Origin of the sequence: Shewanella sp. 6_MG-2023, from assembly GCF_030547195.1 — a bacterium.
Classification (GTDB): domain Bacteria; phylum Pseudomonadota; class Gammaproteobacteria; order Enterobacterales; family Shewanellaceae; genus Shewanella.
This window is the reverse complement of sequence record NZ_JAUOQU010000001.1, coordinates 107,743-129,545: the sequence shown is the minus strand read 5'-3', so window position 1 is coordinate 129,545 and position 21,803 is coordinate 107,743. Positions and strand designations below refer to the sequence as shown.

Genomic DNA, 21,803 nt, shown 5'->3' with positions numbered 1-21,803 from the left:
CGTAAATAGCCAAGCTGTTACTGTTTATTAAATTCAGTGAGCGAATATATTAGTTAATTATTATTTAGCATTATTCAAGTTAACTTTACTGACTTTAACCAGTAAAGCCCAGCAAACATTACCACTCTTTACCACTTATCGCTTAGTTATAGGTGTTCTCAAAAAAATGCGAGAAAAAACTAGCATAGAAAAACTTCAAACATAGGTGACAGTGATCACATTTATTTAAATAGCCGCCTAAAGCCCCATCTAGAATAACAATTGCAAATCGCCTAACACTAAGTGACTCAACAATTTCTTAACCTAACATCATTTTATTAATGATTTTTTTTAATACAAAGTTAGATCAATAACACATTATTGATTCAATTTAGGGAATACAGTGTTCTCATTAAAAGCTAAATCAATCTTATCTTTCATAATGAGGTCACTATGACACAGCAAAATGAAATCACTGCTCTTAAAAAATATGTTAGAGCAACTAACTTCCTCGCTACCTCACAAATCTATCTTAAGCAAAATGTGCTTTTTAAAAGAGAGCTACAACATACTGACATTAAACCTCGACTTTTAGGTCATTGGGGTACCTGTCCAGGTATCAATTTTGTGTATGCAAACGTTAATCGCTTAATCGTTAAGCATGAAAGAGAATTCATTTATTTAGTCGGTCCTGGTCACGGCTTCCCAGCAGTTCAAGCTAACCTGTTTGTTGAAGGTTCTTTAAGCCATTTTTATCCAGAAACCATCCCCTATAACGAATCAGGTATTGAAGATATCTGTAAAAAGTTCTCAGCAGCATATGGCTACCCTTCTCATGCAAACCCTGAAGCCCCCGGCCAAATTTTAGAAGGTGGCGAATTAGGTTATTCATTATCCGTTGCTTGGGGCGCCGTTCTTGATAATCCAAACTTAATCGCAGCTTGTTTAGTTGGTGATGGTGAGTCTGAAACAGGGCCATTAGCTGCATCATGGTATGCCAACCGGTTAGTCGACCCTGCAACCAATGGTGCGGTACTGCCCATTGTGCATATTAATGGCTATAAAATCTCAGGCCCGACTCGTATGGGACGCATGAGTCATGAAGAGTTAGATCTTGAATTTCGTGGTTTAGGTTATCATCCCATTATTGTTGATGATCAACTTGAAGAGGATGTGTTTGTTCAAATGAAAGAGGCTATGGACTTAGCTTACGAGATGATCAATGATATCCAAACTCGTGCCCGTCGCGGCGAAGATGTTTGTAAGCCTCGCTGGCCGGTTATTCTTATGCGAACAGCTAAAGGCTGGACAGGTACATCTGAGTTTGGCGGTAAGAAGCTAGCTGGCAACTGCGAATCTCATCAAGTCATCGTCAATAAGTGTGCAACAGATGCAGGTCACCTAAAAGCGCTTAATGACTGGTTAGCAAGTTACAAATTTGATGAACTGTGCAGTATCAATGCGCAAGGTGAAATTACCTTTGATGAAGAAATTCAATCTTTGATTCCACCTAAGCAGTTATGTTGTGGTCGCCAACACTTAAGTTATGGCGGTGAAGTAGTCCGTGCACTTGCTCAACCAGATCTTAAAAAACTAAGTTATGGTCCAGAAACCCCACGTGGTACTCGCGGCGTATCAATGTACAAAATGGGCGAGTGGATGCGTGACGCATTCAAATTAAATCGAGATCAACGTAACTTACGTATCTTCAGCCCAGATGAAACATACTCAAATCAACTGCAAGCGGTATTTGAAGAAACAGATCGTGCATGGCAATGGCCGATTGAAAGCTGGGATCAAGATATGGCGCGTGATGGCCGTGTTATTGAACTGCTATCGGAAAACTTACTCTTCGGTATGATGCACGGTTACACAGTAACAGGTCGGCATGCCATGTTCCCAACCTATGAAGCCTTCTCTCAAGTAGTTTCATCAATGGCTGATCAGTACTGTAAATATGTGTATGCCAGTCAAGGGGTTCACTTCCGTAAACCTGTACCTTCTTGTAATGTTGTTTTGTCTTCTTTATTAGAGCGTCAAGATCATAATGGTTATTCGCATCAAAACCCTTCATTTCTAGGTGCTATGTTAGAAAAGCATCCAGATATTATTTCTGCATATTTACCTGCTGATGGTAACAGTACACTCACTTATACAGAGCGTGCATATGAAGACCGCGACAAACTCAACATTTTAGTTGCAGGTAAAAAAGAGTTACCTCAATGGCTATCACTAGATGAAGCCCGTAAGCAAACTAAAGATGGCGTGATGGTATGGGATTTTGCATCAGATGATAATCCTGATGTAGTACTTGCAGGTTGTGGTGATTATGTCACTCAAGAATGTATGGCGTCATTAGTACTCATTAGAGAACTACTGCCAAGAGTGCGTATTCGTTATGTCAGTGTAACTGAACTTAATAGTAACGGTTTAGGTAGTCGTAAATTCCAAAATAAGCCTTGGTTAATGGATGAAATATTTACTGAAGATAAAGGCGTGGTATTTAACTACCATGGTTATCCAAATACCATCAAGAAATTGGTATTTGATTATAAAGGCAGTAAACGTTTCCGCATTAAAGGCTATGAAGAAGAAGGTTCAACTACAACACCATTTGATATGGGCGTTCGTAATGGCACATCACGTTATCACCTTGTGATTGATATGGCATACAAACTATTCCAACAAGGTGTTATTGATGAAACTCAGCATGTTCAAATCACAACGGATATGCTCCAAAGATTAGTCGAACACCGTAACTACATTAAGGCCAACGGTGTTGACCCAGTAGACATTGAAAATTGGGTTTGGACTCGGTAATAAGATTAGAGTTCAAAAAACAAACTACAATCGTTTATAACGAGTTAAAGCGCCTTTGGGCGCTTTTTCTTTATACCACGGACAACAAAGCCCATCGTCAATTCATTAGAAAAAACCAACACTGCAACATCTTGCGGGGATTCGTTAGGTGTTTGTTGATAATATTTTAAAAATATTCGTAACTACTATGGAAAACCATTGAATTTAAGACGATAATTAGCTTGCCAGCTAAATCATAATAGGAACGCCAAATAAGTGCTGGTGACACTTAAGGTAAACAATCGGTTTACATGTGTTTTGGTGACATAAAATAACAATGGACTATATATGATGAAAAACACCTTAAAAGTAGTATTACTCACCTCAATGTTGCCTTTTGCCGCTGTCGCAGAACAAGAGTTAACGCCATGGTATGTCGGTGGTGGTTTAGGGATTAATAATTACGAACCACATTGCGACCTTAAAACAATGACCCACTGTGAAGATGATGACCCTTATGCTTGGGATGTCTTCGGTGGTTACTTATTTAATGACTATTTTGGTATTGAACTCGGTTATAGAGACTTAGGTCGTATTCAATGGACAGATTTCAGTAATAAACGTAATGATGTCGGCGCTAGAGGCATGGCATTAGGTTTAGTCGGTTTTTATCCTTTCGCTGACAAGTGGAGTTTGTCTGCTGAGGCTGGCGGAATGAACTACCTTTTAAAGAACATAAAAAATTATGGCACTGAGTATTACAGTGACAGCGGTATTGCGCCCTATATCGGTGCTGGTATCGGTTATAATTTTACCGAAAACTTAAAGCTGCAGGCTAAATATCGTCGCTACGAAAACTTAGACGATGATAAATATAATACCCTTGAAATGGAAAGTAACTATTGGGGCTTAGAATTAAGCTACCGCTTTGGTAAAGCTAAAGCAGCAGCCCCTGTTGTTGCAGCTGCTGCTGCACCAATTGATTCCGACAACGATGGCGTAATGGATGATCAAGATAGCTGTCCAGATACACCAGCAACTCACAAAGTTGATGCCAATGGTTGTACTGTCTACGAATTTGTAACAGACAATCATGACTTAGGTGGTATTTTATTTGATAACAACTCTTCTGTTATTAAGTCAGCTTCTTATGCTGACATTGAAAAATTAGCTAATTACTTGAAGAAAAATCCTGAGCATACCGTATCAATCGAAGGTCACGCTTCTAATGTTGGCAAGCCTGCATATAATATGACCCTTTCTGAGAGTCGTGCTAAATCAGTCGCTGAAGCTTTAGCAGCTAAATATGATATTGAAGCAAGTCGTATTCAAGCTATTGGCTATGGTATTACTAAACCTATTATGGAAGGCAATACCGCTGAAGCCCATAAGCAAAATCGTCGTATTGAAGCTATCGTAACCGGCACAGAAAAACGTGCGGTTCTAAAATAATCAACTAATTAAGCTGGTAATAAAAAGTCGCTGCTTGCAGCGACTTTTTTGTTTTTGTAGCCATCAGCTAAAAAATAAAAACCCTTACCAACAAAGAGATGTTATCGGTAACACTTTTATTTCAACGATAAAAACAACTTAAACAACTAATAAATCAGGCATTAAATTACACAATTAGTTGCTTATGAGCTCATTTCACGTTTATTTGCGTTATTTTTTTACAAATGTTGTTGGAAAATACAGTAAGATCGCATTTAATAACTGTATTGAACAAAATAACTTTGTTACTTGAGAGGGAAATTTCCATGGCGAACACGTTAGCTCAACTAAAAGCACTAACCACAATCGTTGCTGATACCGGCGACATTGAAGCAATTAAACGCTACCAACCAGAAGACGCAACCACCAACCCTTCTCTAATTTTAAAAGCGGCGCAAATTCCTGAATATACCCCATTAATTGATGATGCTATTGCTTGGGCAAAACAGCAGTCAAATGACACAGCTCAGCAAGTTGAAGACGCAGGTGATAAATTAGCCGTCAACATCGGTGTAGAAATTCTTAAGATTGTTCCAGGCCGCATCTCAACAGAAGTCGATGCCAGACTTTCTTTTGATAAAGCAGGCTCTATCGAAAAAGCCCATAAGCTAATTAACCTATATCAAGCAGCCGGTATTGATAAATCTCGCATTCTGATCAAGTTAGCATCTACTTGGGAAGGGATCTGCGCAGCAAAAGAGCTTGAGCAACAAGGCATCAACTGTAACCTAACGCTATTATTTAGCTTTGCTCAAGCCCGAGCTTGTGCTGAAGCAGGTGTTTACCTTATTTCGCCATTTGTTGGTCGTATTTTAGATTGGTATAAGAAAGACACAGGTCTTGATTACACCGCTGAAACCGATCCTGGTGTGGTATCAGTAACCGATATCTATAACTACTATAAGCTTCACGGCTATAACACTGTGGTAATGGGTGCAAGTTTCCGTAACACTGGCGAAATTATCGAGCTTGCGGGCTGTGACCGCCTAACGATAGGCCCTGCGCTATTAGAAGAGTTAGCCAATAGCGATACTTTTATTAGCCAAAAGCTAAAACCTGCAACAACAACGGTTGCCGCGCCAGCACCATTAACCGAAGCACAGTTCCGTTGGGAATATAACCAAGACCCAATGGCTGTTGATAAACTTGCTGAAGGCATTCGCAACTTTGCCATCGACCAAGGTAAACTTGAGGTTATGCTAAACGCAAAACTTAGCTAATCAACGGAGTGATTTGCATGACTAATTTAACTCAGAGTAATACTTGGCAGCAGCTAAAGAAAAATACAGCAGCGCTTCCCCATATGCGGGAGCTATTTGCTAATGACCCTAAACGTTTTGAGAAGATGAGCCTCAAAAGCTGCGGTTTATTATTAGATTATTCTAAAAACCGTATCGATAAGGAAGGCTTAGGATTATTGTTTGCATTAGCTGAAGAAACCCAGTTATCAGCTAAAATTTCTGCCATGTTTAATGGCGATATTATCAATAACACCGAAGGCCGTGCAGTATTACACACAGCGCTGAGGAGTAATCCTGAGCAAGTAATTATGGCTGAAGGGGCGAATATCGTCCCTGAAGTGCAGCAAACACTAGCAAAGATGACTCAGTTTGTGGCGTCTGTATCTCAAGGTGAATGGAAAGGTTACACCGGCAAAACCATTACTGATATTGTCAGTATTGGCATTGGTGGCTCTTTCCTTGGCCCTAAAATTGTCTCTCAAGCATTAAGGCCTTATTGGCAAAAAGGCCTTAATTGCCATTTTGTGGCTAACGTTGACGCAAGCTCTATCTGTGAGAAGCTTAAAAACTTAGATGCTGAAACAACCTTATTTGTCATGTCATCGAAGTCATTTGGCACCCAAGAAACACTGACCAATACCCTAAGCGCTAAAGACTGGTTCCTCGAGCAAGGTGGTAGCCAAGCCGATGTCGCCAAGCACTTTGTCGCAGTAACATCAAACGTTGCTAAAGCGACTGAGTTTGGTATTGATGCTGACAATATTTTCCCTATGTGGGATTGGGTGGGTGGACGTTATTCATTATGGTCAGCCATTGGCTTACCCATAGCGTTATTAGTGGGTATGGATAACTTCAAGCAACTGCTTGATGGTGCCAACCAAATGGATCAACATTTTGCCCAAGCGCCACTTGAACAAAATATGCCTGTGATTATGGGCATGTTGTCAGTGCTTTATAGCAATTTTCATGATGCACAATCCCATGTAGTTTTGACCTATGATCATTATTTACGTGGTTTACCCGCTTACTTCCAGCAACTTGATATGGAAAGTAATGGTAAGTCGGTCATGCTTGATGGAACTCAGGTAGATTTCAATACCGGCCCAGTGATCTGGGGTGGTGAAGGCACCAATGGTCAGCATGCATATCACCAGTTGTTACATCAAGGTACAGCACTTATCCCAGCTGACTTTATTATGCCACTGCAAAGTCACAATCCATTAGGTGAACATCATAACCAGCTTGCTTCAAACTGCTTTGGCCAAACCCAAGCATTAATGCAAGGTCGCACTTATGAAGAAGCTTTAGCGGAATTGGCAGGCAAAGATACGCCTGATGCTGATAAAGCCCTTATTGCTAAGCACAAGACAATGGCAGGTAATAAGCCAAGTAATACCTTATTAATGGATAAGCTAACTCCAACGACCTTAGGTTCGTTAATTGCCTTATATGAACACCGCACGTTTGTTCAAGGCGCTATTTGGCAAATTAACTCTTTTGATCAATGGGGTGTGGAATTAGGTAAAGTCCTTGGCAACGATGTCCTAGACCGCATCGGCGCCAAAAATGATGCCACAGAGCTTGATAGCTCCAGTAATTCATTAATTAATTTATACCGTCAAGGTCAGATTTAAACACTAAAAAAGCCAGCTAAAGCTGGCTTTTTTATATACACTTTCATTTCCTCATAGCACAAGCCTCTAAATACGCCAGCAAAACACCACTTGAACATCACTTAAACACCACCTCCCATTAACAATATTGAAACATAACTATTGCACTATAGTGACGGAATATGATATTTATTTGAATAGAGACATCATAATAACAAGGGAGGTTTACCATGGATCGTTTAGACTATGGTGGTGCGCTAGACCAAGTTGTTGAAAGACCAACTCGCTCAAAAAGCTCAAATAAAAAACGTAAATGGCGAGAAATAGAAGCGTTAAAGGATAAACAACGCTTACTTAAGGAACTTCAAGACATTGACACAAGTTTCGATTTTGATTTCGATGCGATGCCATTGTAAGCAAGATAACTAACTGAATAGTTATTCAAAGGTCTATATATAAAAAGAGCGCTTATAGCGCTCTTTTTAATGCTTTTAACTCGTTATCATTAATCCTTTAGGCGAGATAACACAGAGTCAGCTACTGTGGTTCAACTTCAGCAATATGCTCTTTAAGCTCTTCAAAGATATTATCATCACTATCGTTAAATAACGGATCATCAACTAAACGCTGCTCACATTGTTGCCATATTTTATCCCAATCACTGCCCTGCATGTGCTTAGCAAACAGAGGAAATAGCTCTTTTTCTTCATATTGCATATGAGCCGTTTGGATTTCAACATACGCTTTTAAGTCGGAAACCAACTTTTCTCGGGAAATCACCACATCTGAAAGTATCAAATTCAGACTATACATCAATGCACCAGATGACTCTGCTAGACTGCTATGTTCATCATGAAGCCTGGTCGTACTAGGGCTAGGAAAGTGCTTAATAAAGTAATCAAAAGTAATATCTTCTACCGGATGGTGACTATGCTCAGCATAAACCTGCATATATTCGACGACATCACGAATAAGCGCAAAATTAACTGATTCACCCTGAGAAAGTTTGTGATTTTTCTTGGCTAGAATATTCAATAATATGGCTATGTGTTTGTGATCATTCATTAGCCTTTTAAGTATCATCTTCTCCATTACCACAATTCCTTCATGTCTAAAAAGTTTAAACCTCTAGTATTATTAATCTACACTATGGATTGCGCAGATGTTATGACCGAGATCATAAAATACAAATCTGAAACATTCAGATGAGTTTAAATAACAAAAAAGCACCCTAAGGTGCTTTAGTAAGCTGATATTAAAGCTTTATTATTTAAGAATGTTAAATAAGTGCTCTTTCAGCTTGGTAAAATCAGCGCTCAGTTCTGCAGATAAAATCGGCTTATTCACTACAGCTTCAAGCTCTTGGGGTAATGGTAAATCGATTTGTAATTGCACATCGACCACATCTTTAAATTTCGCTGGATGCGCCGTTCCTAAGAAAATACCGGTTTCACCACTTTTAAGCTCATCAGATAAAGCTTGTGCGGCAATTGCGGCATGAGGCTCAGATTGATAACCCAGCTGATATAACTCTTTTAACGCCGCAGTTGTTTGCGCTTCATTAAGCGCCACCCCTGTAATAGACGATAACGGCCAATTTAACGCCTCACAAATGGCTTCGACTCTTGGCCAGTTTGATGGCTCGGACACATCCATCGCATTAGACATAGTCGCAACGGTAGTATTTGGCGCCCAATCACCTGCAGCAAGGTAACGTGGCACAGTATCGTTTGAGTTAGTCGCCGCAATAAAGCGCTTAATAGGTAAGCCCATCGCCTTGGCAAATAAACCTGCGGTTAAATTACCAAAGTTACCGCTAGGCACTGACAGCACAATCTCAGCATTGCTGGTTTGCTTCATTTGAGCTACCGCTTCAAAGTAGTAACAAATTTGCGCCAATAACCGACTAATATTGATTGAATTAGCCGAGTTTAAGTGCAGCCCATCACGCACATCACTATCATCAAATGCCTGCTTAACCAGTGTTTGGCAAGCATCAAAATCTGACGCAACAGCGACAGTATGAATATTCTTACCTAGAGTCGTGAACATCTTCTCTTGCAGCTCACTGATTTTTCCTTTGGGGTACATCACCACCACTTGTACAGCGTCAAGGCCAAAGAAAGCATCTGCCACCGCCGCGCCAGTATCCCCTGAGGTCGCCGTCAAAATAGTGAGCTTTTCATCTCCTGCTAATAAATTAACGCATTGCGCCATAAAGCGCGCGCCAAAGTCTTTAAATGCCAATGTAGGCCCATGAAATAACTCTAAACACGCACGTTTATCATCAGCTTTCACTAAAGGCACATCAAAAGTGAATGCTGCATTAACTAACTCATTAACTTTATCTTGACCAATTTCATCAGCAAGCCAAGCCCCTAAAATACGCTGACTTCTTGCAACAAAAGGTAACGCGAGTAGCTCATCGATATTATCAAGCACAGGAATAGATTTTGGAAAAAAAAGCCCTCTATCTTTACCTAAACCTAATTTTACCGCTTCACTAAAACTGACCACTTGTGATGGGTGCTTTAAATTATATAATTCCATTTCTAAACGCCTTTAAAATTAAAATGTGGTGACTAAACTCGACGCGTACCTTGCTCATCAAGTTGACAGACATGGGCAAACCCACCAGCCTGTGATAAATAATGCTGCTCTAACCATGCTTTAGCAGCTTTAGCAGTTTCTAGATTATCGGTTACAGAAAACAGCGTTGGGCCACTTCCTGATATGCCGGTGGTTAACATGCCTAACGTTTCAAGTTCTGCGCGCGCATGGCTATAACCCGGAATCGCATCGGCTCGATAAGGCTCAGCCATCACATCCTTTAAAACGCTAATAGCAAGCTTTGGATCTTGCTGATAGCTTGCATGCACAAATGCACTTAAATGACGGCCAAAATCGATGGCTACCGCTTTATCGTATTGCTGTGGTAATAAGTCGCGCATCTTGGCCGTTGACAGTGAGATCCCCGGATAGGCCACCACCCAATACCATTGCTTAAACGTAGGAATACCAGCGCACACCTTATTGGGAGTATTTAGCATCAACTGCATGCCGCCTAAATAACAAGGGGCAACATTATCAAAATGAACACTGCCTGAAATCATTCCTTCAAACTCGCCCATTAAAAGCAATAATGCTTGTTCATCAAAAGGCTGCTCAAAATGCTCATTTAATGCATAAAGTGCTGCAACCACAGAGCTTGCACTAGAACCAAGCCCACTGCCAACTGGTAAATTTTTCTCTAAACAAATAGCCACACCTTGTTTAGCATTAAGTTTTTCAAGAAAAAACACAGCACATTGATAGACGATATTCTGTTTACCATCTTCTGGTAACTTATGCGCCCATGGACCCGTTTGAGAATAATGAACACCAGCATCAGCCGCTTCAATCATCACTCTGTCACCCAGTAAACTGCCATCAATTGGCGCAAGCGCAGCGCCGAGTAGATCAAATCCAACACCGACATTACCCATTGAAGCAGGAGCATAAACAGTTATCGCTTTATCCGAAGTGACTTGTTTGCTCATAGCCCCACCTCACGAGTCCAGTTTAAAGTTCTTAATACATCCGCAAACGCGCCAGCTGCAGTCACATCAGTACCCGCACCATAACCGCGTAATACAAATGGAATAGGCTGATAATAACGGCTGTAAAATGCCAGTGCATTCTCGCCGCCTTTTACGCTGTATAACGGATCTGATGAATCAACCTCTACAATACGTACATGACACTTACCTGCTTCAATCTGACCCACATAACGCAGTACTTTACCTTGCGCTTTTGCCGATTCAACTCGCGCACTGACTTGCGCATCAAGTTGTGGTAAACGATTCATAAAGGTGTCTACATCGCCTGAATCATCAAACGAGCTTGGCAGAACTGATTCAACATTAATATCATCAAGTTCTAATGGCATGCCCACTTCACGAGCAAGAATTAGTACTTTTCGCGCCACATCCAAACCACTTAAATCTTCACGAGGATCCGGCTCTGTAAAACACTTATCACGAGCGATTGAGGTGGCCTCTGATAAGCTCATGCCTTCATCTAACATGCCGAATATATAAGATAATGAACCAGATAAGATCCCATTAAATCGCTGTAACTTATCACCGGCATATAGCAGTTTCTTTAAGTTATCAATCACTGGCAGGCCAGCACCTACGGTTGTTTCATACAAGAATTGTCTGCGCTGCAATAACGCCGTTGTGCGCAATTGTTGGTAGTAAGCATAATCACGAGTGTTGGCTTTCTTATTCGGGGTGACGACATGGTAGCCAGCATTCATCACATCAAGATAACGATCTGAAACCAACTCACTTGAAGTGCAATCAACTAAAACAGGGTTTAGCAGTTGCTGTTCTTTACCCCAGGCCAGCATCTCTGCGAGATCATAGCTTGTATCGCTATCAGCCAATAAAGCCTGCCAATTATTTAAATCTAGCCCAGCACTGCTCAGAAGCATTTTACGAGAATTGGCAATACCACATACTCGCATGGTTATATGCTGCTCTTTAAGCATCGAGGCTTGTTGTTTGATTTGCTCTAATAGCCCTGCCCCCACATTACCACTGCCTACTAAAAACACATCTAAATACTGCTGAACATCAAAGAAGGCTTGATGACAGGCGGCAATGGCATGCTTAGTTTTACGTTGCTCAATTACAGTAGAAATCGAACGTTCTGACGAGCCTTGGGCGATGGCGATAATATTAACGCTGGCTTTAGCCAGGGCGCTGAAAAACTTAGCAGCGGCGCCTTTATGGGTTTTCATGCCATCACCAATAAGCGACACAATCGCTAAATCTTGTCTTAATTCGATAGGCTCGAGTAACTCAGACTGGATTTCTAACTCAAATTCAACTTCTAATGCTTGTTTTGCTTTATAAGCTTCATTAGAGCTAACACAAAAGCTAATACTGTATTCAGACGAGCTTTGAGTGATTAATGAAACTGAAATACCACTGCGAGAAATCGCTTCAAGGGTACGACTGGCCATGCCCACCATGCCTTTCATGCCAGGGCCTGAAATGTTAAACATGGTTTGTTCATCAAGGTTAGAAATGGCCTTGACCTGCAAGCCTGTTTTGTCAGGCCGATTAGACACTAATGTGCCAGGCGCTGATGGGTTAAAACTATTTTTGATATAGCAAGGAATGTGATACTGAGCAATCGGTGCAATGGTTTTAGGGTGCAACACCTTAGCACCAAAATAAGAAAGCTCCATAGCTTCTTGATAGCTAAGTTGTTCAAGTAATTTAGCGTCTAATACCACGCGTGGATCCGTGTTATAAACCCCATCGACATCGGTCCAAATTTCACAGCTTGAGGCATCAAGACAAGCTGCTAAAACCGCTGCAGAGTAATCTGAGCCATTTCGCCCTAAAGTCACTGTTTTACCTTGCTCATTAGCAGCAGTAAAACCTGGCATAATCCATACCCGTGCTTCATTTAATGAAAGCGCAGCAAAACGCGGTTTGCTTTCATTGATATCAACAATAGATTCAAGTGGCTTACCATGGGCTAAGAATAATTTTCTTGGGTCAAATTGCGCTGCGGTAAGTGATTTTGCTAGCATCACTTGTTCCATTAAGGCTGCCGATAAACGCTCGCCAGAGACGATAACCTGCGCTTGAACATGATCGGGGCATTCGTTAAGCAGCTTTATTCCAGTGACTTTGTCATTCCAGTCAGTTAATTGCAGCGCCAGCTTTTCATCCAGTAGCGCTTTTTGCTGCGGTGAAATTAACGCTTGTTCAGCGTCACTAAAAAGGCCACTAAAAACCGACTCAATATGGGCTAATACCGCTGCATAGTCTTGATTGGTTTGTGCGAGACTTACTAACTCTAACAAGGCATTGGTAACAGTTGCAGGCGCTGATAACACAGTCGCAATAGCCTCTTCAGCTGCAGCTTGTTCAATAATGTCTGCTGCCATCAAAAAACGTTGCCAATTGGCTAACGAGGTTCCACCAAACTTCATCACTTTCATATTCTTCTCCCTTAACTCGCTAGCACTAAATATTAATTTTAAATCTGAAAACAAAAAGCCCGCTTCTTTGTGGGAAGCGGGCTTGTCGTTATAAATCTTTAGGGTGTAATCAGCCCGCCCCCACAATGTTAATTGTGGTGGTTGTAATAATGGTAACTACAACATGGTTAACGGATTTCATCATTACACTCGATTTAATATGTGTTTGTTTTGAATTGATAACAGAATTGCTTTTTTTAAGGTAGGTTGTCAACCCCTAATTAGTGGTTTATTTTTAAGCACTCTATTGATAACAAGCTAAATCACTGCTGAAATCACAATAATCGCAGCTATCACACTAAAAAACGCCTCCAAAACAAGTTTTTAGTATGTTTACGTAAACGTAACCCAAAAAAGATATACAAGAATAAATACTTACAAGTCAGAGGCTTACTATTATTATGATTTTTATATGGTTATTCAAAAGCGCCAAAAGTCATCTTGCATTAAATTTCAGTGCCTAAGCACTAAAATTAGCATTTTCATAAACATGGCAGCGCAAATCACCATGAAAATGATTCATCTAATCTATTTAAAAACAGTGACCTGTGTACTGCGCGTAAATTTAGTCACAGCAACAATGGTAAAAACATCCATTGTCAAAGGATAAGTAACCGGATGCGCCACGATTTAAAGCAAATGTCAGCCAGCGAGATACTTGATTTAAAAACATGTGATTGAATAAGCAAAAGCTGATACAAATTATCGCGACTTTGTAAAAACAATAGTATTATGCCGCCACATTCAGAATTGGAGTCGTTATGAAAATCACAAAACATGCAGCAGTAACTATTCACTACAGTTTAACCGATCAAGAAGGTCGTTTAATCGAAAGCTCATTTGAAGCTGAACCTATGGTTTATCTACACGGAACTGAAGGCTTAATTCCAGGCTTAGAAACTGAGCTAGAAGGTAAAGTTATTGGTGACAAATTTGACGCGAATATTCCAACTGAACAAGCATATGGTGAATACCATGACGGCCTAAAACAAGAAGTCCCTCTTGAAGCATTCGGCGATATCGAAGACATCGTGCCAGGTATGCGTTTTATTGCTGAAACTGAAATGGGTCAACGCCCAGTTCAAGTTACTGAAGTAAAAGATACTGTAGTCGTTGTTGATGGCAACCACCCTTTAGCTGGTCAAGCATTAAACTTCAGCGTTGAAGTGATGGATGTACGTGAAGCAACTGCCGAAGAAATTGCCCATGGTCATATTCATGCTGCTGGTGGTTGTGGCAGCGAGCACGCCCATGAAGCTTGTGGTACTGACAAACCGGGTTGTGATGGCAATGGCGGTTGTGGCTGCCACTAAAGTCTAATAAACAATTTTTGTCCTAGACATTGATTCAATAACTTAGACTGGATTAACTCAGCCTAAAGTTTGAATTATTAAATACGTTAGCCTTTTTTAGGTTGACGTATTTTTTTTACGTTATTATTAATCATAGATAGATTGTCTGTGAAACTTAACCACAAGCATTGCTGGGCACAGGTTTTGTTTCTTTCTCTGTGCTTTGGTAACTAGAAAGCAGCTGGGTTTGAAGGTTATAGAGTTAACCTTTGTTGCTGTTTGAAAATTAATTTAAAGCGAAGGAGTGCTTATGTTAATTAAACCGCTATACGAAATCTTACCTTACGCCTATATGATTGTCGGCGCAGCTAGCGTACCTTTCATTGAACAACCCTATATTGTCGTTGCTTCAATATTAGTCTTTTTTTACGGCGCTCATGTCTGGAACCTACGCTCTAGAAACCGCCGAACGGATAAGAAAAGAAAACGAGTCGAGGGTTACCTACCCGATTCAATATATGGCTTTATGCCATTCATTTACATTATTTCGGCCGTAATCACCTTTCGTTTTTTCCCTCAAGATTCAGCACAGTTACTGTCGATAGGGCTTTTTACATACGGAGGCTATATATTACTGCGCCGTATCAGCTATCGATGCCATAAGCATCCCTCAACGAACATTAAAGCTAAATTTAGATAGCTAGCGCGACATAAGTAACTAGTCCAGTATCAGCTGCTGGACTTTGTCTTTTTGCGCCTGAGGCATATTTTTTAAATAGTTTGAACAGCGAGTAATGGTCGCAATGCTCACTTGATATTCTGCAGATATTTGACGCTGACTTAGCTCACCTTGCAATAAAAGTTGAAAAACCTTTAACCTACCAGCAACTGCACTACGCTCTTCTTCTGTCATTAATAACTGAAATAAAATGCCTAATTCGTCAGAATTTGGATAGCTTAGTACCTTTTCTACAACTGAATCCCAATTAGCTCGCATAACGCTCTCTTTTAGTAATGCCTCGACAGTACAAAGTGTAGCAACAATTCAGCTTTTACAGAAATCATATATGCAAAATATGCCTGATAATTATTGTAAAAATCAAATTTACAATTAAACACAAAACTAGACTCGCACTTGGTTCAAATTTATGCTTAAAATGTGACAAACACCTATAAATCAATAAATAAAAAGAGATCTGTCATGAAAAATAAAATATTGGCCTTAGCTGTCAGCGCATTGCTTATTCCAACTGTCAACGCACATAACTTTGAAGATGCCAATGACGCTATCGATTATCGTAAAGCAGGTTTTAGTTTAATCCGCTACCAATTTGGCGATATGGCTGCAATGATGAAAGGCAAAAAAGAGTTTGAATTAACTGTATTTCAAACTCGCGCAGCTAATTTAGCGGCACTAGCTAAAATCCCTCATGAAGGTTTTATTGCAGGCTCTGATAACGGCGATACAGAAGCTTTAGCAAAGATCTGGTCAAATAAAGCAGACTTTGATACTAAGATGACCGAATTCCAAGAAAATGCGGTTAAGTTAGACTTGGCAGCCCAAACAGGTGATAAAAAGCAAATCAAGCAAGCATTTGGTAATACAGGCAAAAGCTGTAAAGGCTGCCATGACATGTACAAGAAAGACTAACCATAAAACATTGTTAAAAATTCAGCGCCTTAAATATGCTATTCATATTTAAGCTCGCTAATAAAAAGCCCACTGAAGTGGGCTTTTTTCTGACAGTCTCTTGAATTAATTCAATCACATAAACGCAATGATAGGTGCAATAAGCCATACCCAGACACCTGAACCAAGTATCATGACAATCCCAAAAGCAAGTAACGGTGATTTCATTTTAGGCTCAGCGCTCAGTAATTTATGTTCCTCATGGGTTAAGGTTTTTTTACCCGAAATCATCGCACCTACTAACTTGTGTCCTTTAATGGCATAAATCGTAATCGCGCAAAGATGCAATGCGATGCACCCAAGGATAAAATTGAAGTTCATTTTGTGTAACCATGTCATAAATGAAGCAGTATCAGAAGACACCATGGCGTAAAGCGGTCCTTCGGTAAAGATATCATCTGTAGCGAATAGGCCCGTTAGCAACTGCAATGTGAGCACAAATAGCATTAGCATCACCATATAACCACCCATAGGGTTATGGCCAACAACAGGCTCTTTTAACGGCTCACGTAAATAACCAATAACTTTTTTAGGTCCAGCGACAAAGTCTTTGAATTTTGCGGTATCACTACCTACAACCCCCCACAGTAACCTAAAGACAATCAGCACTAAAAAGCTATAAGCACAAACTTGGTGCCACTCCATCTCTCCTGCATCTGCTGTCCACCACAAACAAATCAGCAACGCCACCGTAAACCAGTGGAATAATCGAGTGGGTATATCCCATACCTTAATTTTTTTTTGTTCTATACTCATAGATGTGCCTTAAGCTTAGTTCTTTTAATATGCTTGATTATAAAGAGCAAATTCTTGCACTCATAGACCCTTAAGGTAAAGAAAAGTAATTAAGTATTACAGCGTTTCATCAAACAAGTGCAAACTCTAGCACTTGTGGAGCAATTAGCATCAACAGCTTACATGTTTCTGTATTATTGGATTAAAACACAAGACTTGGGTTTATTTAATCAGCTCTGAAAATAGGGCTTTGCCTATGAGTGCGGCCTTAAATCTGGATATGAGTGTCAAACTTAGAAAGATATTTGGAGCCAGTGATGACAAGCAGTATAAACGTTGGCAGCAAACATGGTTTCAATGACGTTGAACCGCTGCATAGAATGGAGTTGGTGAACAAAAATTATTCAAAACTGGGAGGTAAGCTAGGTTGTTATCCATTCAAATATGCGCCTATTTAGATTGAGTTTCAAGACTTTTTAAGCGGTTTTTTAGCTAAATTGTCTAAGCGATCAAATATGAATCAAACAGTCTAAAAAGGCCTACAAAACGTGATTTAGATCACGATTTTTCTTTCAGAGCTTGGTAATCTGAACTTAAGCAAACAACAGAAGGTTCGAAATATGCTGAAAATCACTAGCAAGCAACTTGAAGTAACTGCACCGATTCTTGAACGTATCGAAGGACAAATTGAAAAACTCGCAAGACATGATCTACAACTCATTAACCCGCATGTAATTATCACTCAGGAAAAGCAGCTCTTTAAGATAGAAGCGTCAGTAGGCTTGCCAAGTGGAGAACTATTCGCCCAGGCGAAAAATGAAAACCTTTACGCAGCAATAACTGCAATGGGTAAAAAGCTGGAAAAACAGCTAAATCGCCTGACTCATAAACCCCAGGCTCAACGTCACGTTTCACCAACAACTGAAACCGATAATGATTTTGAGTATGTCTATAAGGAGGAAACCGCAGCTTGATGTTTTTTATTACTCTTAAACCAAAGCGCGCCCTCGGGTGCGCTTTTTTATGCAAACCATAAACAATGGGCAAACTTGATCATTATTTGATTGACACTGATAGCTTAGCGCTTTAATTTTACAGTATGAAAAATATCACTAGCCGCAATTTTATTTTCTTTTTTATTCAGCCCCCATATTGAGGCCGATTTTTTGTGTAAAAACGAAAATGAAATTTAGAGCCTCCCAACTGGGGGGCTTTTTATTATTAAATATTTAATGCTCGCTGTTCAACACCACGTCAGCTAAGCAGTCGTCATTGAGGCTATTATGAAAAAAGCGCCAGAATTGAGTCAGACCAGAGAACAAATTACCTCACTAGATAAGGACTTATTAGCCTTACTAGCCAAAAGGCGTGAATTGAGCCTTGATGTCGCCAGAAGTAAAGAAGTCGATGTTAGGCCCATCAGAGATACGCAGCGGGAAAAAGAATTATTAGAACGCTTAGTTCAACAAGGTAGAGAGCAAGGTTTAGATGCTCACTTTGTTATCTCACTTTATCAAAGCATTATTGAAGATTCAGTCTTGAATCAACAAGCCTTTTTACATGGCCGTGCTAACCCTGAAATCCAGCAACAACAATCGACCATCGCCTACCTAGGTGCTAGAGGCTCATACTCTTATCTCGCCGCCAGCCGTTTTTGTCAGCGCCGCCAAGTAGAAATGATTGATTTAGGCTGCCAAAGTTTTGATGAAATTATCAGTTCAGTTGAACTCGGCCATGCTGACTTAGGTTTTTTACCTATTGAAAATACCTCATCGGGTTCAATTAATGAAGTGTATGACGTGCTGCAACACACCTCTCTTTCAATTGTCGGAGAAACAACCATTGAAGTGGGCCATTGCTTACTCACCAAAAATAATGCTGAATTAGAACAAATCAAAACCGTATTTGCTCACCCACAGCCCATTAGCCAATGCAGTCAGTGGTTATCACAACATCCAAACTTAACGCTGGCCTATTGCTCAAGCAGTGCTGAAGCCATGCAGCAAGTCATTGACGCAGATGATGACAGTGTTGCCGCTATTGGCAGTGCTGAAGGCGGCGCCTTATATCAATTAAGTGCCACAGAAAAAGGGTTAGCCAACCAAAAAATTAATCAAAGCCGCTTTATTGTGGTTGCACGCAAAGCTGTAGCAGTGCCGTCACAACTGCCGGCAAAAACCACCTTGATTATGGCTACAGGACAAAAGCCCGGCGCGCTAGTTGAGGCGCTACTCGTATTAAAAGCCCATAATATTAATATGAGTAAGTTAGAGTCTCGCCCAATCCCTGGCACCCCGTGGGAAGAAATGTTCTACCTTGATGTTGATGAAAATCTTGCAAACCATGATATGCAGCAAGCCTTAAAAGAATTAGAAAGACTGACACGCTTTATAAAAGTGCTGGGCTGTTACCCTTGTGAAACCGTCAAACCAACTCAACTTAATAGTAGTCAGCTAGTGATTGAGCCAAATAGCTCTAAAGCCCCCAATAAAACTGCCAGTGACAATCTTGATGCCCCTAAGCATTCGAAGTTGTATCGACAAGAGCAGACCATTATTGAAACCAAACAGTGTGCCATTGGTGAAAAGGACTTAGTTGCGCTGCAACAAATGACCCTTACAGACACCGATGACTTATTTGCCGCTAAGGTGAAGCAGGTGAAAGAGTCTGGTTATCAAGGGGTATTGCTACAAGCTCCATCTACAGATAACTTATCGCCGTTAAACCTTAAAAACTATTGTCATATCGTTGAGCAAGCAGGCTTGTTCAGTGCCATTGAAGTTGACTCAGTAAGCAGCTTCGATATCGCAGTAAAGTCGGCCGATATGGTTTATCTTGCCGGTAAGGCGATGTTTGATAAAGAACTGTTAGATGCAGCTGGCGCTATCAGTAAACCGGTATTGCTTGAGCGCAATACTATGGCAAGTACCTCTGACTGGCTTACTGCTGCAGATAGAGTTTTAACCACGGGTAATCAACAACTGATCTTGGTTGAAGCAGGCATTAGAAGCTTTACTAATCCTGAGCAACTGTCATTGGATTTAGCCGGGTTAATTGCAATAAAGCATCAATGCCACTTGCCAGTTATTGTTAATACCAGTTACGCAGTTAACAGCCCACTTTTACATCAGCAAGCCATAGCGGTTAAGCAACTACAGGCCAACGGGCTGATTCTGAATGAGCAACAACTGGCAGAGGCAGATGACCAACATCACTTGCTACACGAGCTTCATCAATAAAACCAGCAACCAACCGCATCATTTATCCAAACCATGCGGTTGCTTTTAGCCCAATAAAAAACCGAACTTTAAGTTCGGTTTTTTATTGGTTAATCAACAATTAATACATGCTGACATTATCATTTAACCCAAGCCATCCTTTAAAAATACGATAACTAAACCAGCCTAAAGCTAATACAAATATCGGGACACTAAGCCATAATTGAGGAGTAAAATAGCCTAAGATCAATAATGGCATCAAACCTGTCATGCTATTACGTTGCCATCTTAAATGAGAGCCCAGCAAAGAGCTTGCTGGAATACGGTTTTGAGAAATATTAATTAATAAACTGAAAAACACTGGTAAAAAAAAGAGTGGAAAGGCGCTCATTAGTGCATATAAAAAATGCCCAAGCGATAAATCTTCTGCGGTGTAAACCTCAGTATTTGTCATTAGATTATCACTCCTATTAGTCCGAAAAAAAGAGCTACTTAAAAGCAGCTCCCTTTAACCTTAATCCCTGTTTGATGATTTCGCAATATTATTCAGCGTTAACTCGGCTTAATTGGTCTTCATATCATTGACAGACTGTAGCATAGCGCGGCTTTCTTGCTGAAATTGTGGCGCAAAATCCCCAAACCATTTTGCAACTTGCTCAAATTGAGACACGAATTCATCTCGATTGCCGGTCTTAAGTAGTTGAAGCGCTTGACCATAGTTATCGAGATAATCACTAATGGCGACTTGGCTACCTTCTTGGGCAAAAATAATATCAGCATACAGCTTTGGATCTTGAGCAAACAAACGCCCCACCATAGCCAACTCTAAACGATAAATAGGCGAACTAAATTGTAAAAGCGTCTCAATATCGGCCTGCTCTTTACATAAGTTCAAACCATAAACAAAAGTTGAAAAGTGACGCATGGCTTGCACTAGTTGCATGGCTTTATCATGCTTTTGTGCATCTTCGTTAACAATGCGTGCACCCCAAATAATAATTTGATCGAGCAACCATTGATAAGCTTGGGGTTCACGGCCATCACACACCACCACAACCTGTTTTGCTAAACTGCCCACATCAGGGCCAAACATTGGGTGTAAACCCACTACAGGGCCATTGTGAGCGGCAAGCATGGCATTTAAAGGCTCAGTTTTAATTGAGGTCAAATCAGCAAGAATACAATCATCAGCTAAATTGTTTAATTGATTGCTGATCACCTCGCAAGTGACATTAATTGGCACGGTAACGATCACCATGCCAGCGCCATCAAATAACTCGTCTGCGCGATGCCAGTCGTTTTTATCAAGGCTTTTTACAGTATAGCCAGACAGCGTCAGCATTTGACTAAATAAACCACCAAGTTGGCCTTCACCACCAACAATGACTATATGACCAAGATCCGTTTTTACTTGCTTAAATCCGACATCTTTTTCATTCAAATAGGACTCACGCATTAAACGACGTAAAATATCTTCAATAAGTTGCGGTGAAACATCCATCTCACTGGCTTCTTTACGGCGTTTCGCCAACATTGATGCTTCACGCTGCGGTGCGTAAATCGGCACACCAGCAGCATGCTTAACCGCCCCGACTTGAGCAACAAGATCTAATCGCTTACGTAATAAATGCAGTAGTTGCTGATCAACGCCGTCAATGAGCTCACGCAAATTGTCTAAATCTAAAGTGGTTTTTTCATTCAT

General features: G+C 40.5%; 18 protein-coding genes and 1 other annotated feature. Of the genes, 10 read left to right on the top strand and 8 right to left on the bottom strand.

The genetic code is table 11. The features are described from left to right. Positions 1-432 precede the first annotated feature (432 nt). From Q4533_RS00615 to Q4533_RS00595, 5 genes are all read left to right on the top strand, one after another. Positions 433-2,799, top strand: a complete 2,367-nt coding sequence (locus tag Q4533_RS00615) for a phosphoketolase family protein (protein WP_102439209.1) — start codon at positions 433-435, stop codon at positions 2,797-2,799. A 327-nt stretch (positions 2,800-3,126) separates the two neighbouring features. Continuing rightward, positions 3,127-4,230, top strand: a complete 1,104-nt coding sequence (locus Q4533_RS00610; protein WP_303501309.1) for an OmpA family protein — start codon at positions 3,127-3,129, stop codon at positions 4,228-4,230. Between the two features lie 305 nt (positions 4,231-4,535). Then, positions 4,536-5,489 carry a transaldolase gene (gene tal, locus Q4533_RS00605; protein ID WP_303501307.1) on the top strand — a complete coding sequence of 318 codons (954 nt, stop codon included), beginning with the start codon at positions 4,536-4,538 and terminating at the stop codon, positions 5,487-5,489. A 17-nt stretch (positions 5,490-5,506) separates the two neighbouring features. Beyond that, positions 5,507-7,144, top strand: coding sequence for a glucose-6-phosphate isomerase (gene pgi / locus Q4533_RS00600; RefSeq protein ID WP_102475621.1), 1,638 nt, complete (start codon positions 5,507-5,509; stop codon positions 7,142-7,144). Positions 7,145-7,353: 209 nt separating this feature from the next. Next, positions 7,354-7,539: a DUF3545 family protein gene (locus tag Q4533_RS00595; RefSeq protein ID WP_076542968.1), complete on the top strand. Its 186-nt coding sequence runs from the start codon at positions 7,354-7,356 to the stop codon at positions 7,537-7,539. Between the two features lie 121 nt (positions 7,540-7,660). Here Q4533_RS00595 and Q4533_RS00590 read toward each other — a convergent pair whose 3' ends face one another. The 4 genes from Q4533_RS00590 to thrA form a co-directional block, all read right to left on the bottom strand. Then, entirely contained in the window at positions 7,661-8,203 is a 543-nt protein-coding gene (locus Q4533_RS00590; protein ID WP_102439282.1) for a hemerythrin domain-containing protein, read from the bottom strand. Positions 8,204-8,389: 186 nt separating this feature from the next. Continuing rightward, entirely contained in the window at positions 8,390-9,673 is a 1,284-nt protein-coding gene (gene thrC, locus Q4533_RS00585; RefSeq protein WP_102531401.1) for a threonine synthase, read from the bottom strand. 32 nt (positions 9,674-9,705) lie between these two features. Next, positions 9,706-10,662: a homoserine kinase gene (gene thrB, locus Q4533_RS00580; RefSeq protein WP_102439214.1), complete on the bottom strand. Its 957-nt coding sequence runs from the start codon at positions 10,660-10,662 to the stop codon at positions 9,706-9,708. Beyond that, on the bottom strand, positions 10,659-13,127 hold the full coding sequence (gene thrA, locus Q4533_RS00575; protein WP_303410379.1) for a bifunctional aspartate kinase/homoserine dehydrogenase I: 2,469 nt from the start codon (positions 13,125-13,127) through the stop codon (positions 10,659-10,661). The genes thrB and thrA overlap by 4 nt, the downstream gene beginning before the upstream one ends. Positions 13,128-13,927: 800 nt before the next feature. Here thrA and Q4533_RS00570 point away from each other — a divergent pair. Both Q4533_RS00570 and Q4533_RS00565 read left to right on the top strand, forming a co-directional pair. Continuing rightward, on the top strand, positions 13,928-14,479 hold the full coding sequence (locus Q4533_RS00570; protein WP_102475618.1) for a peptidylprolyl isomerase: 552 nt from the start codon (positions 13,928-13,930) through the stop codon (positions 14,477-14,479). A gap of 289 nt (positions 14,480-14,768) precedes the next feature. Continuing rightward, positions 14,769-15,158: a hypothetical protein gene (locus tag Q4533_RS00565; protein WP_102439217.1), complete on the top strand. Its 390-nt coding sequence runs from the start codon at positions 14,769-14,771 to the stop codon at positions 15,156-15,158. 18 nt (positions 15,159-15,176) lie between these two features. Here Q4533_RS00565 and trpR read toward each other — a convergent pair whose 3' ends face one another. Continuing rightward, on the bottom strand, positions 15,177-15,455 hold the full coding sequence (trpR, locus tag Q4533_RS00560) for a trp operon repressor (RefSeq protein WP_102439218.1): 279 nt from the start codon (positions 15,453-15,455) through the stop codon (positions 15,177-15,179). Positions 15,456-15,659: 204 nt separating this feature from the next. Here trpR and Q4533_RS00555 point away from each other — a divergent pair, with 204 nt between their 5' ends. Next, positions 15,660-16,109, top strand: coding sequence for a cytochrome c (locus Q4533_RS00555; protein WP_102439219.1), 450 nt, complete (start codon positions 15,660-15,662; stop codon positions 16,107-16,109). Positions 16,110-16,223: 114 nt separating this feature from the next. Here the strand turns inward: Q4533_RS00555 and Q4533_RS00550 are convergent, their stop codons facing one another. Further along, on the bottom strand, positions 16,224-16,904 hold the full coding sequence (locus Q4533_RS00550) for a cytochrome b/b6 domain-containing protein (protein WP_102439220.1): 681 nt from the start codon (positions 16,902-16,904) through the stop codon (positions 16,224-16,226). A 599-nt stretch (positions 16,905-17,503) separates the two neighbouring features. Here Q4533_RS00550 and raiA point away from each other — a divergent pair. Together raiA and pheA are read left to right on the top strand one after the other, a co-directional pair. Continuing rightward, positions 17,504-17,857: a ribosome-associated translation inhibitor RaiA gene (gene raiA, locus Q4533_RS00545; RefSeq protein WP_102439283.1), complete on the top strand. Its 354-nt coding sequence runs from the start codon at positions 17,504-17,506 to the stop codon at positions 17,855-17,857. Positions 17,858-17,988: 131 nt separating this feature from the next. After that, positions 17,989-18,104: a sequence feature (Phe leader region), on the top strand. A gap of 62 nt (positions 18,105-18,166) precedes the next feature. Next, positions 18,167-20,122 (top strand): prephenate dehydratase, encoded by a 1,956-nt coding sequence (pheA, locus tag Q4533_RS00540; RefSeq protein ID WP_303501306.1) that lies wholly within the window; start codon positions 18,167-18,169, stop codon positions 20,120-20,122. A gap of 100 nt (positions 20,123-20,222) precedes the next feature. Here the strand turns inward: pheA and Q4533_RS00535 are convergent, their stop codons facing one another. Together Q4533_RS00535 and tyrA are read right to left on the bottom strand one after the other, a co-directional pair. Continuing rightward, a complete protein-coding gene (locus Q4533_RS00535; protein ID WP_102439222.1) occupies positions 20,223-20,555 on the bottom strand; it encodes a hypothetical protein in 333 nt (110 codons plus the stop codon). Between the two features lie 108 nt (positions 20,556-20,663). Next, a complete protein-coding gene (gene tyrA / locus Q4533_RS00530) occupies positions 20,664-21,803 on the bottom strand; it encodes a bifunctional chorismate mutase/prephenate dehydrogenase (protein WP_102439223.1) in 1,140 nt (379 codons plus the stop codon).

Bases quoted from the DNA above. Each gene is read 5' to 3' on its own strand.
- Q4533_RS00615 (WP_102439209.1), top strand. From the start codon at position 433: ATGACACAGCAAAATGAAATCACTGCTCTTAAAAAATATGTTAGAGCA.
- Q4533_RS00610 (WP_303501309.1), top strand. From the start codon at position 3,127: ATGATGAAAAACACCTTAAAAGTAGTATTACTCACCTCAATGTTGCCT.
- tal (WP_303501307.1), top strand. From the start codon at position 4,536: ATGGCGAACACGTTAGCTCAACTAAAAGCACTAACCACAATCGTTGCT.
- pgi (WP_102475621.1), top strand. From the start codon at position 5,507: ATGACTAATTTAACTCAGAGTAATACTTGGCAGCAGCTAAAGAAAAAT.
- Q4533_RS00595 (WP_076542968.1), top strand. From the start codon at position 7,354: ATGGATCGTTTAGACTATGGTGGTGCGCTAGACCAAGTTGTTGAAAGA.
- thrC (WP_102531401.1), bottom strand. From the start codon at position 9,673: ATGGAATTATATAATTTAAAGCACCCATCACAAGTGGTCAGTTTTAGT.
- thrB (WP_102439214.1), bottom strand. From the start codon at position 10,662: ATGAGCAAACAAGTCACTTCGGATAAAGCGATAACTGTTTATGCTCCT.
- thrA (WP_303410379.1), bottom strand. From the start codon at position 13,127: ATGAAAGTGATGAAGTTTGGTGGAACCTCGTTAGCCAATTGGCAACGT.
- Q4533_RS00570 (WP_102475618.1), top strand. From the start codon at position 13,928: ATGAAAATCACAAAACATGCAGCAGTAACTATTCACTACAGTTTAACC.
- Q4533_RS00565 (WP_102439217.1), top strand. From the start codon at position 14,769: ATGTTAATTAAACCGCTATACGAAATCTTACCTTACGCCTATATGATT.
- trpR (WP_102439218.1), bottom strand. From the start codon at position 15,455: ATGCGAGCTAATTGGGATTCAGTTGTAGAAAAGGTACTAAGCTATCCA.
- Q4533_RS00555 (WP_102439219.1), top strand. From the start codon at position 15,660: ATGAAAAATAAAATATTGGCCTTAGCTGTCAGCGCATTGCTTATTCCA.
- Q4533_RS00550 (WP_102439220.1), bottom strand. From the start codon at position 16,904: ATGAGTATAGAACAAAAAAAAATTAAGGTATGGGATATACCCACTCGA.
- raiA (WP_102439283.1), top strand. From the start codon at position 17,504: ATGCTGAAAATCACTAGCAAGCAACTTGAAGTAACTGCACCGATTCTT.
- pheA (WP_303501306.1), top strand. From the start codon at position 18,167: ATGAAAAAAGCGCCAGAATTGAGTCAGACCAGAGAACAAATTACCTCA.
- Q4533_RS00535 (WP_102439222.1), bottom strand. From the start codon at position 20,555: ATGACAAATACTGAGGTTTACACCGCAGAAGATTTATCGCTTGGGCAT.
- tyrA (WP_102439223.1), bottom strand. From the start codon at position 21,803: ATGAATGAAAAAACCACTTTAGATTTAGACAATTTGCGTGAGCTCATT.